Annotated in this window: 13 protein-coding genes and 3 tRNA genes; 8 read left to right on the top strand and 8 right to left on the bottom strand. The window is 51.3% G+C overall.

The window, feature by feature from the left end:
• Positions 1-2: 2 nt before the first annotated feature.
• The 3 genes from uvrA to ACR0DB_RS15900 form a co-directional block, all read right to left on the bottom strand.
• A complete protein-coding gene (gene uvrA, locus ACR0DB_RS15910) occupies positions 3-2,861 on the bottom strand; it encodes an excinuclease ABC subunit UvrA (protein WP_480552066.1) in 2,859 nt (952 codons plus the stop codon).
• A 177-nt stretch (positions 2,862-3,038) separates the two neighbouring features.
• Positions 3,039-3,115 (bottom strand) — tRNA-Asp (locus ACR0DB_RS15905).
• Positions 3,116-3,160: 45 nt separating this feature from the next.
• Positions 3,161-3,237, bottom strand: a tRNA-Asp gene (locus ACR0DB_RS15900).
• A 340-nt stretch (positions 3,238-3,577) separates the two neighbouring features.
• On the opposite strand from ACR0DB_RS15900, the gene ACR0DB_RS15895 reads away from it, so the two are divergent.
• Together ACR0DB_RS15895 and ACR0DB_RS15890 are read left to right on the top strand one after the other, a co-directional pair.
• Positions 3,578-4,315 (top strand): porin, encoded by a 738-nt coding sequence (locus tag ACR0DB_RS15895; RefSeq protein ID WP_480552065.1) that lies wholly within the window; start codon positions 3,578-3,580, stop codon positions 4,313-4,315.
• Positions 4,316-4,425: 110 nt separating this feature from the next.
• Positions 4,426-4,500, top strand: a tRNA-Val gene (locus ACR0DB_RS15890).
• A 101-nt stretch (positions 4,501-4,601) separates the two neighbouring features.
• On the opposite strand, the gene ACR0DB_RS15885 is transcribed toward ACR0DB_RS15890, so the two are convergent.
• The 4 genes from ACR0DB_RS15885 to ACR0DB_RS15870 form a co-directional block, all read right to left on the bottom strand.
• Positions 4,602-5,495 (bottom strand): tyrosine-type recombinase/integrase, encoded by an 894-nt coding sequence (locus ACR0DB_RS15885; RefSeq protein ID WP_214648752.1) that lies wholly within the window; start codon positions 5,493-5,495, stop codon positions 4,602-4,604.
• A 227-nt stretch (positions 5,496-5,722) separates the two neighbouring features.
• The gene (locus ACR0DB_RS15880) at positions 5,723-6,274 is read right to left on the bottom strand and encodes a recombinase family protein (RefSeq protein ID WP_170751026.1); all 552 of its coding nucleotides are present in this window, start codon (positions 6,272-6,274) and stop codon (positions 5,723-5,725) included.
• 318 nt (positions 6,275-6,592) lie between these two features.
• Positions 6,593-7,087: a hypothetical protein gene (locus tag ACR0DB_RS15875; RefSeq protein WP_170756474.1), complete on the bottom strand. Its 495-nt coding sequence runs from the start codon at positions 7,085-7,087 to the stop codon at positions 6,593-6,595.
• Positions 7,088-7,286: 199 nt separating this feature from the next.
• Positions 7,287-8,582 carry an MFS transporter gene (locus ACR0DB_RS15870; RefSeq protein WP_170751022.1) on the bottom strand — a complete coding sequence of 432 codons (1,296 nt, stop codon included), beginning with the start codon at positions 8,580-8,582 and terminating at the stop codon, positions 7,287-7,289.
• A gap of 249 nt (positions 8,583-8,831) precedes the next feature.
• Here ACR0DB_RS15870 and ACR0DB_RS15865 point away from each other — a divergent pair, with 249 nt between their 5' ends.
• The 6 genes from ACR0DB_RS15865 (at position 8,832) to ACR0DB_RS15840 (ending at position 15,961) form a co-directional block, all read left to right on the top strand.
• Positions 8,832-9,002 (top strand): hypothetical protein, encoded by a 171-nt coding sequence (locus tag ACR0DB_RS15865; RefSeq protein ID WP_170751020.1) that lies wholly within the window; start codon positions 8,832-8,834, stop codon positions 9,000-9,002.
• Positions 9,003-9,049: 47 nt separating this feature from the next.
• Positions 9,050-10,081: an AraC family transcriptional regulator gene (locus ACR0DB_RS15860; RefSeq protein ID WP_170724319.1), complete on the top strand. Its 1,032-nt coding sequence runs from the start codon at positions 9,050-9,052 to the stop codon at positions 10,079-10,081.
• A gap of 315 nt (positions 10,082-10,396) precedes the next feature.
• Complete coding sequence (locus tag ACR0DB_RS15855; RefSeq protein WP_414478960.1) at positions 10,397-11,260, top strand: alpha/beta hydrolase; 864 nt, start codon at positions 10,397-10,399, stop codon at positions 11,258-11,260.
• Between the two features lie 283 nt (positions 11,261-11,543).
• Positions 11,544-12,365, top strand: a complete 822-nt coding sequence (locus ACR0DB_RS15850) for a hypothetical protein (protein ID WP_170354049.1) — start codon at positions 11,544-11,546, stop codon at positions 12,363-12,365.
• A 43-nt stretch (positions 12,366-12,408) separates the two neighbouring features.
• Positions 12,409-13,848 (top strand): arylsulfatase, encoded by a 1,440-nt coding sequence (locus tag ACR0DB_RS15845; protein ID WP_170354048.1) that lies wholly within the window; start codon positions 12,409-12,411, stop codon positions 13,846-13,848.
• Between the two features lie 328 nt (positions 13,849-14,176).
• Entirely contained in the window at positions 14,177-15,961 is a 1,785-nt protein-coding gene (locus ACR0DB_RS15840) for a Na/Pi cotransporter family protein (RefSeq protein ID WP_170751015.1), read from the top strand.
• Positions 15,962-16,191: 230 nt separating this feature from the next.
• Here the strand turns inward: ACR0DB_RS15840 and ACR0DB_RS15835 are convergent.
• A partial coding sequence (locus tag ACR0DB_RS15835) for a hypothetical protein (RefSeq protein ID WP_480552064.1) occupies positions 16,192-16,430 on the bottom strand: 239 nt, incomplete at its 5' end.

Below are 16,430 nucleotides of genomic sequence, written 5' to 3'. Positions count from 1 at the left end.
CGCTATTCCGCCGCGACCTGTTCAGAGTTCAGCATCTGATTCAGGTATCGTCCAGTATGGCTACGCTCGACGTCGGCCACATCTTCGGGCGTGCCGGTGGCCACGATCTCACCACCGCCATCGCCCCCTTCGGGACCTATGTCGATGATATGGTCAGCGGTTTTGACCACGTCCAGATTGTGTTCGATCACCACGACCGTATTGCCCTGATCGACCAGTTCATGCAGCACTTCCAACAGCTTGCGCACGTCTTCGAAATGCAGACCCGTCGTTGGTTCATCCAGAATATACAGCGTCCGCCCAGTCGAGCGTTTGGACAATTCCTTGGACAATTTCACCCGCTGCGCCTCGCCCCCGGACAAGGTCGTGGCCTGCTGCCCAACCTTGATATAGCCCAGCCCAACACGCGCCAGTGCGTCCATCTTATCGCGAATTGAAGGCACGGCCTTAAAGAACTCCTGCGCGTCTTCTACAGTCATATCAAGGACATCGGCGATGGATTTGCCCTTGAACTTGATCTCCAGCGTTTCGCGATTGTAGCGCGCACCCTTGCAGGTTTCGCAGGTGACATAGACGTCAGGCAGAAAGTGCATCTCAATCTTGATAACGCCATCGCCCTGACACGCCTCGCACCGGCCGCCCTTGACATTAAAGCTAAACCGTCCCGGCTTGTACCCTCGCGCCTTGGCTTCCGGCAGACCGGCAAACCAGTCGCGGATCGGAGTGAAAGCTCCGGTGTAAGTTGCTGGATTCGAACGCGGAGTCCTCCCAATTGGGCGTTGGTCAATGTCGATCACCTTGTCCAGATGCTCCAGACCCTTGATCGTCTCACAGGGCGCAGGCGTCTGCCGCGCGCCGTTCAATCGCATCGAGGCGGTTTTGAACAGTGTCTCAATCGTCAAAGTCGACTTGCCGCCACCCGATACACCGGTCACACAAACGAACTTACCCAGCGGAAATTCTGCCGTGACGTTTTTCAGGTTATTCCCGGTGGCTTTGACGACCTTCAGCTTTTTCTTGTTCCCTTTGCGCCGGTCAGTCGGCACAGCAATCTCGCGCGTGCCCGACAGGTATTGCCCGGTCATCGAGGCCGCATCCGCCGCGATATGCTCTGGCGTTCCATGGCTGACCACCTGCCCGCCATGCACACCGGCACCGGGGCCAATATCGAACACGTAATCAGCCTCGCGGATCGCTTCTTCGTCATGTTCGACCACGATCACCGTATTGCCCTGATCGCGCAGATTCTTGAGCGTCCCCAGCAGCCGGTCATTATCCCGCTGATGTAACCCGATCGAAGGCTCGTCCAACACATATAACACGCCCGTCAGGCCCGACCCAATCTGGCTGGCCAACCGGATACGCTGGCTTTCGCCACCGGACAACGTTCCACTAGAACGAGACAGCGTAAGATATTCCAAACCCACATTATTCAGGAATCCGAGGCGCTCGCGAATCTCTTTCAGAATCGCCCGAGCAATCTCATTCTTTTGTACGCTCAGATGGTTCGGGGCGTCCTCAACCCAGGCCAAGGCCTCACGGATCGACATCTGAACCACCTGCCCCACATGCAGACCCGCGATCTTGACGGCCAAAGCTTCGGGTCGCAGACGGTAGCCTTCACAGGCCCCGCAAGGACGGTTGTTCTGATAACGCTCGAATTCTTCCCGAATCCAGGCGCTGTCGGTTTCGCGATAGCGGCGTTCCATATTCGGAATAACGCCCTCAAAGCTGCGTGTCACCTGATAGACTCGCCCGCCCTCATCATAACGGAACTGGATTTCCTCATCACCAGAGCCGCGCAGGAATACCTGTTGCACCTTGGCGGGAAGGTCTTTCCACGGGGTGTTCTTGTCGAACTCAAAATGCCGCGCAATGGCTTCGATGGTTTGCAAAAAATATGGCGACTTACCCTTGCGCCACGGGGCCAAGGCACCGTCATACAGTTTGAGCGTCTGGTCCGGCACCACGAGGCGTTCGTCAAAGAACAGCTCGACCCCTAACCCGTCGCAATCCGGGCACGCCCCAAATGGCGCGTTGAAAGAAAACAGGCGTGGTTCGATCTCGGGGATGGTGAAGCCGCTGACTGGGCAGGCAAAATTCTCGCTGAAGGTGATACGTTCCGGGTCGCCCTCCTTCGGGGCGGTTTCCAGAATCGCGATGCCATCCGCCAAATCCAAAGCGGTGCGCAGGCTGTCGGCCAGCCGAGTCTCCATCCCTTCACGCACAACAAGGCGGTCTACGACCACGTCGATGTCATGGCGGAATTTCTTGTCCAAAGTGGGCGGGGTATCGAGCTCATAGAACTCGCCATCCACTTTGACACGTTGAAAACCTTGTTTGCGCAGTTCAAGGAACTCTTTCTTATATTCCCCCTTCCGGTCGCGCACGATGGGGGCCAGCAAGTAGCCGCGCGTGCCCTCCTCCATCGTCATGATCCGGTCGACCATGTCCTGCACCTGCTGCGCCTCAATCGGCTGGCCGGTGGCGGGACTATAAGGCGTACCTGCGCGGGCGAACAAAAGGCGTAGATAGTCGTAGATCTCGGTCACGGTCCCCACGGTCGAGCGCGGGTTTTTCGACGTCGTCTTCTGTTCAATCGAGATTGCCGGGGAAAGCCCGCTGATGTGATCCACATCGGGCTTTTCCATCATGTCCAGAAACTGCCGCGCATAGGCCGATAGGCTTTCGACATAACGGCGCTGCCCCTCGGCATAGATCGTATCGAAGGCCAGCGAAGACTTGCCCGAACCCGACAATCCGGTGATCACCACAAGCTGATCCCGCGGAATATCCACATCAATGCTTTTGAGGTTATGTTCGCGCGCGCCGCGCACCTCGATATTCTTCAGCTCAGCCATTCTTGGCCCCCTACACGCAAGTGACCTAGAAATAGGCGAGCAGCACTGAGTCTCCAACAGAAAAATTAGAACAAAGTGTGAACTTACGGATTATTGCCGATCACTCCTGACAAAACATGTGCGTCGGAGCGCAATGTGCTGAATGTTCAAAGTGCTGACTGAGATTTGAGAAATAAATGGCGCGGTTGACGGGGCTCGAACCCGCGACCCCCGGCGTGACAGGCCGGTACTCTAACCAACTGAGCTACAACCGCGCATCTATTTTCACGGCCTTTAACCTGGACCAAGGAGTGCAGCGATGGCGCGGTTGACGGGGCTCGAACCCGCGACCCCCGGCGTGACAGGCCGGTACTCTAACCAACTGAGCTACAACCGCCCGCTGCACGTTCGTTGCTGAACGTTGGGGTGTATTATGGCTCCGCTCGGGCAGCGTCAAGCGGCGTTTTGAAGTTTTTTCCGAATTCGGAAATTTTACCTTCGCCGAAGATCTCGGATCAACGTCTCATCACCGGTCTTGACAGTAGATCAGCCAACAACGCAAGTGGATCAAGCAGCAGGTGTTTTCGCCACAACCAAAAACTGTGTCAGCTTCGCCACATCGCACCTAATTCAACTGTGCCAGATACACTTTCCACTCTAGCCCGAATAAGTCCGCAATTGCTCAGAAGGTCTCAAGAAGACCCTATTGCACAACGAAAAGAAAACGGAGCATAAACGTGAAAAAGTTTTTTATTAGCAGTGCTTTGTCAGCAGCAACCCTGACTGGTGCAGCACAAGCTGTCGAATTTTCCGGCGGATATTTGAATCTGGATTATTCTACGTTCACAGACACCGACTTCGGTGACGCCTACAACCTGAACGGTTCTGCAGAATTGGCATTTAACCGCGCATTCAGCACACAGCTAGATCTTGGCGTCCAGCGATTTCAGGACCTAAGCGAGACCGCAACGAACTGGACCTTGCACGGCAACTGGCACACCGCCAACAACGCGTCTTTCGGCCTGTTTTACGGCCAGGAAGACCTGGACGATGCCGATTTCGAATTCTACGGTCTGGAAGCCGGATTTGATGCCGGACCCGCAGAGATCGAAGGTTATCTTGGGCGGCAAGATCTGACAAATGCCTCGGATCTGGATGGCACGCTATTTGGTATTTCGGCAAAAACCGAATTGGCTGATGCATGGGAACTGAACGCGAGCTTTGACATCGTTGACAACTTTGCAGGTGCACTGGACTACAACCTGTTTGCCATTGGCGCCTCTTATGCGGCTGCGGACAATGCCGAAGTCTACGGCAATGTCGGTGTTGCCCATATTTCGTCCCCATTGGTGTCCGGTAGCGAAAACGAAGCATATGTCAGCTTCGGCGTCCGTGTGAACTTTGGCAACGAGCGCGGTACCACCTTCGGTCAGCGTGGCGTTCTGTCCAGACTGCCAGGTTTGCCGGGTCTATGAGGACATTTTCCCCTCGGGGCGCGCCTCCGGGTGGACTTTGGTGCCGGGGTTAGAAAAACGAATCCCGGCTCTTGCGGCGGGCCAAGACTCACTGTAAGACGCCGCCTTACGGGTGATTAGCTCAGTGGTAGAGCGCTTCGTTCACATCGAAGATGTCAGCGGTTCAAATCCGTTATCACCCACCACTCCATTTTTCATTTACTTTTCAGCCCTTTACAGCCTGATTTTCCTACCCCAGAAGTATTGTCCGCACATACTGTGTGGGTTTTTGTACTAAGATTGCGCGTCAGGCGTCGAGCGCCAAACGTGCCTGAGCAACCACGTCTACCTTTTCAAGTTGAGCGTATTTCATGGTCTGGGAGATATTTGAATGCCCCAGAAGGACCGAGACTTGCTGTATCGAAAGGCCACGTTGGACCATCCGACTGGCATAAGTATCCCGAAGGCTATGCACCGTGGCGCTACCCCGTGTCAGGACAACCCGCTCCGACTTGTTGCAGTTGTCACGGATCACCTTACGCAGAAGTTTGATTGCTTCCTCTACGCCCTCGAAAGGCTGGTCCTGATTATGCAACCGTCGAAACAGGTCATGAACCCTTTGCGAGATAGGCACCAACGATACCGTTCCGGTCTTGGTCCGGTAGACTTCGATTTCCCGTCTGTTCAGGTCGATGAATTCCCATTCCAGAGTTACCGCTTCCATCAGGCGTAAACCCGTGTCAATCAGCACCACGCAAAGCTGTTCCGCCTTACGTGCCGTGATAGTTTCGTTCTGCGCCAGAACATCGAAGATGATCTTTTCCTCACGGTCAGACAGATACCGTGTCTTGGTAAAGCCTTTGATGCTCGGGTACTTCAGCTTCGGGCAGTTGTACCGATGCTCAAGCTTGTTGAACGCACGACGGATCGCTCGAATATCACCTTTCAGAGTGTTTTCCTTACGGCCCTGTTGACGACGAAAGTCCAGAAAGTCTTCCAGCATGTCTTGCGTGAAGTCAGAAGCGTTCATGTCCTTTGACGAAACGTATTCATACAGGACACGATAGGACGCCCTGTAGATGCGTCTGGACTGTTCCTTGTCCAGATCAACCAATGCATGTTCAAAGCAGTCCTCAAGGCTGATTTCAGGCAGCTCTGCAAACTGAACTCGGTCAAGCGCATCTTGGTAGGCTTTCTGCATGACTGCCTTTGCCCCCTTTTTGTCGTTGGATAACCGCTTTGTTGAACCCCGGTATTGCTTTCCATCAACGGTGAACGAATACCACCAGAATGAAGAACCATTGCGTTTGTACAGTTTCATGAGTTGGTCTTTCTTGCGCTGGGCGTACAAAAAAGCCGCTCAGAATTATCCAAAGCGGCTCGTACGACGATTGTTTTTTTAAGTGATCTGATTGAGGTGGTGAGGTGTCAGGACAGCGACGTCACGACTCGATAGACTGACCTTTCGGAGATGTTCAGGTGTCTGGCTATCGCCCGTTTGCTAAGCCCCTCAGAAAGCAACTGCTCAATGTCCGTTGCCTTAGCTCTGGCAGTGGGCTTTCTTCCCTTGTACTTGCCTTCGGCCTTTGCCTTGGCGATGCCTTCCCGTTGACGTTCCAGCATCATCTCCCGTTCAAACTGAGCCACGGAACCCAGAACATTCAGCATCAGTTTCCCGGTGGCATTTGACGTATCCAAGCCTAGGTTCAGCACCCAAAGGCCAATATTCCTTGCTTCTAGGTCGTCCACAATTTCCCCGAGATGCTTCACAGACCGGGCCAGTCTGTCCAGTTTGGTCACTACCAGAACGTCACCTTCCCGGCAGAACTCCATAGCGGCGTTGAGGGACTCTCTGAGGGCCACAGAGCTTATCTGTTCCTCGTACACCTTCTCGCACCCAACGCCCCTCAGTGACTCTCTCTGAGCCTCTAGGGATGCTTTCTGTTCCAGTGTCGACGTGCGAGCATATCCGATCATCATGTGATGGTCTCCTTGTTTGCCAATGATGTTTTAGAAGTTGCGGCAGGGTGTCTGCCAAAAGTCGAGACCGACTCCATGGACAGACATTTGCGCCACGCTCTGAAGCTGACACATGGGCATGGTTTATCGGCAGAGGCCAGCAAGCCGTATAGCGCTGGGCAGTTGGCCAGACAGAATTCATATCCGAATAATGAGGGGGCGGGGGTTTTCAGAAAGCGACTTCAAAAATCGGGGGTTTTAAGTGTTGTTATTGTTGTTGTTTGGAAGTCGACCATCTCACGAAGGACGATTGTAAATATTTGTACTCAAATCCATTTCTCATTCTTCAGGGAATTCAATTAAAAAACTCTGTCCGGCTACAAGAGAGTAGCGCAATCCCGATTCAACGACTTTAGCAACTAGAGTCACACAGTTAGAATTCACCACTTGTACGTCTTTTCGTTCTATCATCGGCAAGAAGCCACCAGCGACTCCTTCATAGTGTCCAACGAAGTCTTCCAAGGACTGCAGCCCGTATACATCTCCCTTTATTCGTACGGTGCTCGATCCCGTTTCGCCGAACTTCAACCCTCTTACTGTAAACTCAACCTGCTGACCGTTGTTGAGAGTAAGGACGCCTTCTCCCTGTCTAAAAGCGACGAATATTCCTCTCTTTTGGCCTTCCAATGTGAAGGTTCCTGATTTGTCGGGGTTTTCTGGACATTTCCTGCTTGCGGTTTGGGCGAAAGACTGAGCCGTAGGTTGATACACCATCCAACCTACAAATAAACCTACGCACAGATAAAATACAGAAGCTTTTGTTTTATTGCGCATTTTTTCCTCACTCAATGAGTTCCCAACACTTAACGTGAATTGCATTTCAAAAATTTTCTTATCGGATTGTGACCGCGTGATGATGCTTGTATCTGCGGGTGTAAGGCCTCATCTTGGCTACTTCGCAATGTGATACCAAGCGGCACCCGACACACTCGCCTATCCGAAACAAAGCTGAAGCTCGCGAAGCTAATAAGTATCATAGTTCCTCTTCTGCCCCCAAAATCGTGGCAGAAACCGGTACTCGCTTTTGCTCAGGCGTCATCTCAACGCTTGTCGCGGTACCGGGCACATGAGTAGCTCGAGCAGCTTGCGGTACACTATCGCGGCGATTCCTACGCCAAACGACAAACAGTGAGAACGTGAGCGCGATGACCAAGCACATCAAGAATATGTTTCCATCGCCAAATAACTTACTCACAATTGCTGCAAGAACAGGCCCCGTCACACCGCCGAGCGTCCAAACGAAGAGTAGCGTTACTGCTGCAGAAGGAACGTAGACCGGCACAGTTCGATCCATTCCATGCGCGACTAGCAACGAATAGGTTGGGAGAAGCAAGCCACCCAAGAGGAAAACCAAAGCAAACCCAAAAAGCTGCCACCCTATACCATAGTCGCCCTTGGCAGCCGCGGCGTCGCCCTTGCCCAAAACAACGAACAGTAACAGTATCATAGCGGTAAATACAGAGACGCCAGCAATCAAAATCCGACGGTCCATTTCGTCAGAGGCTTTTCCGAGCGGGAACTGGAAAAAAATGCGGCCCGCGTAGGCCAATCCAATTCCAATAGCAATTGTCCTGGGATCGAGCCCCAGCACGCTGGCACGAAACGGAACAACTGTTAACATAACAGTGACTAGAAGACCGTTTATAAAAGCGCCGACGAACGCTGTGGGCGACTCTCTGAAGACTTCGCTAATCCTAATATTCGCTGTTCCTCCGGGACTCGCAGGATTGGTCCGCGTTGTTGCAAGCACGACAATTGCGAAGCAATAGAACATCGAGACAAGAACAAAGGCTTCTGAAAGCTCGGCTGATTGGTTAATGACAATCCCTTGGCTCAGAACCGACACGATGCCGAGAACGATTGCGTAAACTGCGAGTATGCGTCCTCGGTTTTCAGGTCCGGCAGTGTCATTGATCCAAGCATCGCCGATAGCGTATAGACCTGCCGTCGCGAGCCCGGTGATGAACCGAACAAACACCATTATGACTGGTTCTTGGGTACTCGACAGAATTAGAGTGAAAAGCGTGCAAATCGCAGCGGCCGCCGTGAAGGCCCGGATGTGCCCAATCCGAGCTAGCGGCTTAGCGATGTAAAAACAGCCAACCATAAACCCAAGCGAATAAGCTGCAGCGACAATCGAAGCGGCTTCTTGAGTTCCTCCAATCGACGCGATTTGAAGAGCGACTAGCGTTCCCAGGGCTGCTGTTGCTAACTGTATCGCACCAACAGAAACAAATAGTGCGCGTAGTGACAGAATTTGGGCGTTCACTTTTCTTTCCCTAAATACATAACTACTCCAACGTCGCTTGCTTTTGCATTGGCTTGCGAGGAGGCTCACTTGCTGGGATTGCTTTCCAAGCCAGCCACAAGTGTCTCATTCGACCAGTTTCTCTCAAACCGGAGGAAACCTATTGCAATCGCTCGGGCTGGACTGAGTAATCCAACCATTGAGCAAATACGCTTTGTCGCCGTCCACCGCTTCTGGAATGGTAGATCGTAGCCTCATGCCGATGTTATGATGATCAAGTTTCGCTTGCTCTATCTTTCTGAGGAACGGCGTTACCATTTCACGACAAAATCCCGGCAATGGCTTGATCGATTGCAAAACTTTGCTTTGCAATGGTCATCAAGCCGCGTGTTTTCTCACAGCGCGGCGGCGTTCCGTCTCGAAGCTAGAGGAAAGCGCTGAATCTACGCCAAGTTGACATAAGGCTCCCGCAGCCATGATATTTAGTTATGAGTGAAATGACGTTTGGGCGCGTTAGCGATTTAAATGGGCTACCTGAGTTAATTCTAGCTTGGGGTGGAGAAGAAGCGCTGCGCCGCACGTTAGATCGGCAGATTCTTCCTTACGAAATTTTGGACGACCGTGACGCTGTCATCCCCATGAAAGACATTATCGGGCTGTACCGAAACGCCGCTGAAGTAACAGGCATTCGATCTTTTGGCCTTAAGGCTACTGAAGGAATAGAACTGAGCGAATACGGTGCAATGGCAGATTTTGTCCTTTCCGCAAAAACGCTGAAAGGTGCGATCGCTAAGTTTAAAACCGGGCTACCGTATTACGAAAGTGGGAGTGAAATCTCAGTACAGTACTCAGAAAATGAGTGCACTATAGGTTATCAGAACCTTTTCCAGTCTATTGTTGGTTTTCGCCAAGCAGGTGATATGACCCTGCGTATTCTTGAGGCCGTTATTCGAGCCTATCTTGGTCCTGAATGGTGCCCGAAGAGCATAAAATTAGCGTGTTCAAGTGGACCTTGGGAGCAAGACTATGAAGATACATTCGAAGCGCCTGTGCATTTTTGTTCGGACAGCTTTGCGTTCGTTTTGGACCGGGATCAATTCGAAGAAGCACGGGCCATTCAAGCCTCCAATGGCGATGCACTGGTTTCCCTCGCCGACCTAAAGCATTTGGGTGAAGATTTGCCGCTAGATTTTATTGGGTCGGTCGCTCACCTGATCAAGATACACTTGCCGGATGGAAAGAGCGGTCTTGAGGAAACCGCCCGCGCTTTGGCAATGGGCCCTCGCACCTTGCAACGTAGGCTTGAGGCACACGGTATCGGATTCCGAGATTTATTGGAGCGAGTTCGAATGCAAAGGGCATGTGAGCTTTTACGAGGAAGTGAGGCGACAGTGGCGATCATTGGCAACGAGCTTGGTTACTCCGCCACTTCACATTTCACACGCGCGTTTACACGAGTATTCGAAGTTTCACCAAGCAAATACAGATCTGAAATAACCGCGTCAGCACGATTGATGTAGACCCAGCTTGCAAAATCTTGCGGAACTTTCCTGACCGAATGTGGAGGTCTCATTTACTAACAGGGAGCGCGCTTTTTGATGGGCATACTTCGGCAAGCATTGTTCTCCCTAGTTTTGTGCCTTGCACTACTAAGTTGTACGCGTCCGCCGGATCTTATTGGCATTGAAAATCCGGATGTGTCGCCATCCCAGGTGCCGGGTATAACAAGCCATAAAGTTTTCATCATGACATCCAGAGCTCGAAGTGGCGTTGAAGCTGAACTATATTCTCGTCAACGATCAGGGCAACTCGGCCTTTCGTCAGTCGTTGTAACCGTGCCCCCTAACCACACGACCTCAAAGATAGAGAGATCGAAAACAAATCCACCAGACCCGCGCAAGAACTTCACTGTAATTGAACCTGTGGTGTATGAAACCGACGGTAAGTTCCTATCAAGTATGAATAGAGAATTGGAAAGAAGATCTCCAGAAGATCGAACGATCTTAGGTTTCGTACACGGGTATAATATGACCCTGAGCGACGCGACACTTAGGTTAACCCAATTCGTGCAAGACTCAGGTTTCGAAGGCGTTCCGGTACTTTTTTCCTGGGCATCTTACGCTAGCGCCACACGATATGTTTACGACCTTAACAGTGCACTTCAATCTAGAGTTCAAATGGTGACTGCCGCAGATTTGCTGACGCGCAGCAATGCGAACAGGGTTGATATCTTAGCATGGTCCATGGGCAGCTTTGCCATAATGGAAGGCATTGTCTACGCAACGACAACTGGCCATTTTGATCGTAAGAACCGACTGAAGAACATTATTCTGGCTTCACCGGACATCGATCTCGACCTGTTTCGTGCTCAATTGCAATTGATCCCCGAAGTCGTAGATGACGTATACATCCTTACTTCGAAGGCCGACTACGCGTTGAAGCTTTCAAGCTTAATTGCTGGACGACAAACACGACTTGGGCAAGCAAACATTGAGCAATTGGAAGACCTTGGTGTTTCAGTAATTGATCTCAGCGAAGTCGACGACGTTGGAACGAAGAGCCACGGAAAATTTGCTGAGTCGCCTAAGGTTGTTCAACTTATTGGCCGAGGCTTGAAGGAGACTAATTCTCTCGGAGAGGTCGCAGGCAGCGAGGCTGTGAGCCTTCCGTCTCTGCTTATCCAAGAACCGCGAAGATGATCCCCAATTGCCGCGGTTCAATAAGCTGTTTCGCTAGCTTTCTCATTTTCACTTCTGAGTATGCCTGTAGTCCTTTCCACAGAGTTTGACTCAATATTCAATTTGCGTGGCCAGTTTTCTTCACTTTAGCATGTGAAACCGCGAAAGCTGCATTGGTAGTGCCGCAAATTTTGTCGTGAAATGGCAACGACTTCCTAAGACCAAGGATAGTAGCGTAACCGCTACAAGTCTTCCTGATCGCCACTTCAGAAAGTGGCGAACCCAATGGAATTCGGAGTGCGTCATGAAATATTATTTTTTGTCCCTAGCGTTTTCTGTTTGCCTAACCGCATTGCAGACAATCAATCCTGCTCTGGCACAAGAAGCTTCAGAAGCAGAACAAGCTTCCGACGAAAAATTCCGTTCTAAAGATGACAAAACCGGAACAAACCCGATTAATTTTCAGAAAGACGTCCGCCTTTATCATGAATATCAAGATTTAGGAGGCGGAAACACGGGAAACGTTACTACGTTTGAATACCGAACGCCGTTCGCCAAAGGTAAATGGCAGTTTCGGATAAAAATTCCTCATCGATCAGTTGATGTTACTGGCCCCGGCTTTTTTTTTGATGAGGCGGGCCTTGGGGATATCAACTTTCGCGTCTTGACCGTTCCCTATCTGAATCCCGAGACTCGGCAAGCTTTCGCATACGGATTAGAGGTATGGTTGCCCACCGCGTCAGAGGACATCCTCGGCGACGATGACGTTGTATTGGGTCCGCAGTTATTTTACGCGTTCTTCAATCCGTTCGGCATTAAGAGTTCCGGGCTCTTCCCCGGCATACAGCATGCTTTTAATGTGGGATCAAACGTCGGCGACGATGTCAATGAGACCCGATTTGATGTCTTTTTCCTAAAGCAATGGCCTGAGCAGCAGCTCTATATGCTCTTGAATCCTCAATACATTGTGGATTGGGAAAACGATACCCAGGGCGGTGTTTTCGATGCGGAGGTTGGATACACGTGGAAATCCGGCGTCACTCTTTACGGCCGCCCTGGTGTCGGCTTGGGACCAGACGAACCACTGGATTGGAACTTCGAGGGCGGGGTCAAATATATATTCTGATCCTGAGCCCCTGCATTACTCAAATTTCGTTTTGGAGAGCAAGATGATGGGTCGAACATTCATAGCATTTGCAGTTGCAGTCACGACTCTGTTCGGCACGGCGGCTTACGCGTCCGAGAAACCCAACATTGTTTTGGTGTTCATGGACAACTTCGGTTGGGGCGAGCCTGGATTTAATGGCGGCGGAATAACGCGTGGTGCAGCGACTCCACGTCTAGACCAATTGGCTGCTGAAGGTTTGAGACTCACAAACTTCAACGTCGAGTCTCAATGCACACCATCACGCGCAGCGATAATGACCGGTCGCTACGCTGTTCGGACCGGCAATGGTACAATCCCTTTAGGAGGGGGCGTATATGGCTTGGTGCAGTGGGAAGTTACCATGGCCGAAATGCTGTCTGATGCGGGGTATGCAACTGGCATGTTCGGCAAGTGGCACCTTGGTCATACAGAAGGTCGATTTCCTACTGATCAGGGTTTTGAGGAGTGGTACGGAATCCCAAACTCAAGCGACGAAACACCTTGGTCCATCCTTGATGGGTTTTCCGAAAGCGGTGTTGCCGGAACCCACATTTATGAAGGCATTCGAGGTTCAACACCGCAGCAGGTTTTGGACTATGATCTTGAGCAGCGGGCATTGATCGACGGTGAGTTAACTAGGCGCGCGATCGACTTTATGGCTCGTCACGCCGCATCTGAAACGCCTTTTTTCCTCTACCTGCCTTACACAATGACACACTACCCCCTCATTCCCCATCCGGATTTTGCGGGCTCTACCGGCAACGGTAGATTTGCAGATGTGCTGGCACAGATCGATGCTTACAATGGTATGCTATTAGACGCGATTGACGATCTCGGAATACGAGACAACACGATCTTTATTTTCACGGCCGACAATGGTCCTGAAATCTTGCCTGAAGGATCAAATACTCCCTCCGTTGAATATTTCATACCGGGCAATGCAGGTCCTTGGCGCGGCTCGCTATTCACCGGGTTCGAGGGCAGCTTGAGAGTGCCGTTCGCAGTGCGTTGGCCAGGCAAAATTCCGGCTGGTGTAACCAGTGACGAAATTATTCATGAAATGGATTTATTCCCCACATTCGCCAATATAGCGAGCGGCTCAGTTCCAGACGACCGGATAATAGATGGTATCGACCAGACCGAGTTTTTCCTTGGAAATAAGGAGAAATCAAATCGGGAAGGCGTAATTGTTTATATGGGTAACGACGTTTGGGGCGTGAAATGGCGGAACTGGAAAGTACACCTCAAAGAGCAGCAGAACATTCTGACAGGTACCGTAAGTTACGGCGTGCCGCGGATCTACAATCTCTATAAAGACCCCGGTGAGACACAGAATGTCTTGTTTCCTGAGACTTGGGTACCGCAGGCAGCTCTGAAACAACTTACTCAGCACGCAATCTCACTTCAAAAAGAGCCTCCAATTAAGCCTGGCACTAAGGATCCATACATCCCCGCTGAATAAGCAAATGTGTTCTGTTGAACTTTCTTCACAAACTCTTCGTTCCCTTGATGCCGCGCGATTCTGCTTCGCTTGAAGGTCTGCTAAGCTGTTCGCAATGCGCGGAAATTACTTAATCCGTCGACGTGTCTGGAACAAAGTAGGTCCAAAACGCATATTGCGTCAGACTGCCGACGTTTATTCGGAATCTGACCGAATTCCTGCAACTTTATCTACCAAGGACCAATCTGTTGTTTATGGATTCGGAAAGCAGGCGAGAAAGGTATCCAGCTTCAGTTTGCTAACTTTAAATCCTGTCTATGCAGTTCGGATGAAAACGGGAGGGTGACCCATGCCGAAAACGATAGTTCGTTTGCTGCCATATCTTTTTATCAGTTTCGCTTTCTTGAGTTTCAATGCAGCCTATGCACAGCCCACAGAAACAACAGAGCAGCAAGTAGATTGGCTCCAATTGGGGATGGGACTTTTTGGCGGCTTGGCGCTCTTTTTAGCTGGATTGGATCTTTTGTCTGAGGGCTTAAAAAAGGCCGCAGGAAACACCCTGCGCGATGTTCTTCAGAAGTTGACAGTGAATCGATTCACGGGCGCCGCCACCGGTGCATTTGTTACCGGTGTACTGAATTCTTCTTCTGTTACGACAGTGTTGGTCGTGGGGTTTGTTACCGCCGGTGTCATGACATTGGCGCAATCCGTCGGCGTAATCATGGGAGCAAATATCGGCAGCACTGTCACGGCGCAGCTGCTGGCTTTCAACCTCTCTACGTATTCCCTTATTGCAGTTGCACTAGGTTTTTTTATGACTTTTGGCAGCAAAAATGAGCGCCCCAAATACATGGGTATGATGATAATGGGCCTCGGTTTGGTGTTCTACGGAATGGGTCTGATGAGTGAGGGTATGAAGCCTTTGCGCAGCTATGAACCCTTTCTGGAAATCCTTGCTAGCATGGAACGTCCGCTTTTTGGCATTCTGGCGGGAGCACTATTCACTGGGTTGGTTCAATCCTCCGCTGCCACTGTTGGTATTGCAATTGCGATGGCAAGCGAAGGTTTGCTGTCTCTTCAGGCCGGGATAGTTTTGGCCTTAGGAGCCAATATCGGGACCTGTGTCACCGCTTTGCTTGCGGCACTTGGCAAGCCAGTCGAAGCGGTTCGCGCATCTGTTGTCCATGTCTTGTTCAATATTGCAGGCGTCATAATTTGGCTTCCGTTTCTGAGCATTCTTGCGGACATAGCCGTAAGTGTTTCGCCCGCCGCTGCGGAAGGTCTGGTTGGAAAAGACAAACTTGCGGCGGAGGTTCCTCGGCAGATCGCAAATGCCAACACCATGTTCAATGTCCTCAACACTATGATATTTATTGGTTTCACAACGGCCTTCGCGCGCCTCGCGGAAAGACTGGTCCCAGATCGACCTGAGCCAATGGATAAAATCATTAAGTCCGAATTCCTCGATGACGCGGCGCTGGAAGCGCCCACGATCGCACTTGAAAACGCCAGAAGAGAGATTGAGCGGGCCGGACATATCGCCTTGGAAATGATGGACGCGTTGGGTGAAGGGGCTCAACGCTACGAAAGAGGAGCGTTGGATGCGGTCGCAAAGCGTGACGACGAAGTGGACATTCTAAGTTCAGAAATCATGAAGTATCTTGGTCGAATACGACAAAATTCACTCACGGAAAGCGAGAGCGATACCCATCAGCAACTTGTCGCCGCGATTATGAATATCGAGAGCGCAGCTGACATCGTTGAGGCGGATATGGTTGGGTTGCTCAAAATCTTCATCGATGGCGATTTTTCCGAAAGTAGTGAAACAACGCGAGATATGGTGCAGGGTCTTTGGACTTGTGTGAGAGAAAGTCTTGAACTCGCAGTCCAGGCTGTGGGGAATAGTGACGAACGCTCTGCCCAAGAAGTGCTCTTGCTCAAAGACGATATTAGAACCCTTTCCGACCAGCTATTCGAAAGGCACGCCAAGCGACTAAACATCGACGAACCCCGGTACTTGGAGCGTGTTCGACTACTGATGACTTTTATTGAGCAGTTGCGCCACATGTACACACTGACAAAACGGGTCGCGAAGACACAGTTACCAGTCGAAATCGCCGCAGAGGCGGCATAATTGGTTAATAGGTCAATTTCGGCAATGCGGCGAAGTTATTTGTTGTCCACACGAATTCTTGTTTTGCATATTTCCGCATGGAACGACTGTACCAAACGTGCCCCCACAACGGCCACAACGATAAAACTGTGGGCTTCGTTGGGGCGCTTGAAGCGGTTGGACAAGTTGTTCCAACGGTGGCGATATAACAATCTCAAGACGTACGCCTGATGAGGCTGCGCTGCGGACACCTATTCTTCGACAATTCCCACAGCAAGACCTTCCGTGAAGCTCAGAGCTACTCTGTCTCCCTGGCTAAGTTGCTCAACAAACTCACGACCAACTTCTGTTTCAACCTCGATCATTTGTTCTGTGCCGCTGCTGTCCGTCACAGTGGCTATTGAATTCGCGGCGTCGAAGGAAACAAAAGTCAGAATTAACGTGACCATCGTTCCAGCGGCTACGCCCGGTGTTGATCCCTCTGCCGCCC

The organism is Ruegeria sp. AB6 (assembly GCF_056542685.1).
Note: the sequence above shows the minus strand (reverse complement) of the source record. Positions and strands in the feature narration are given on the sequence as shown.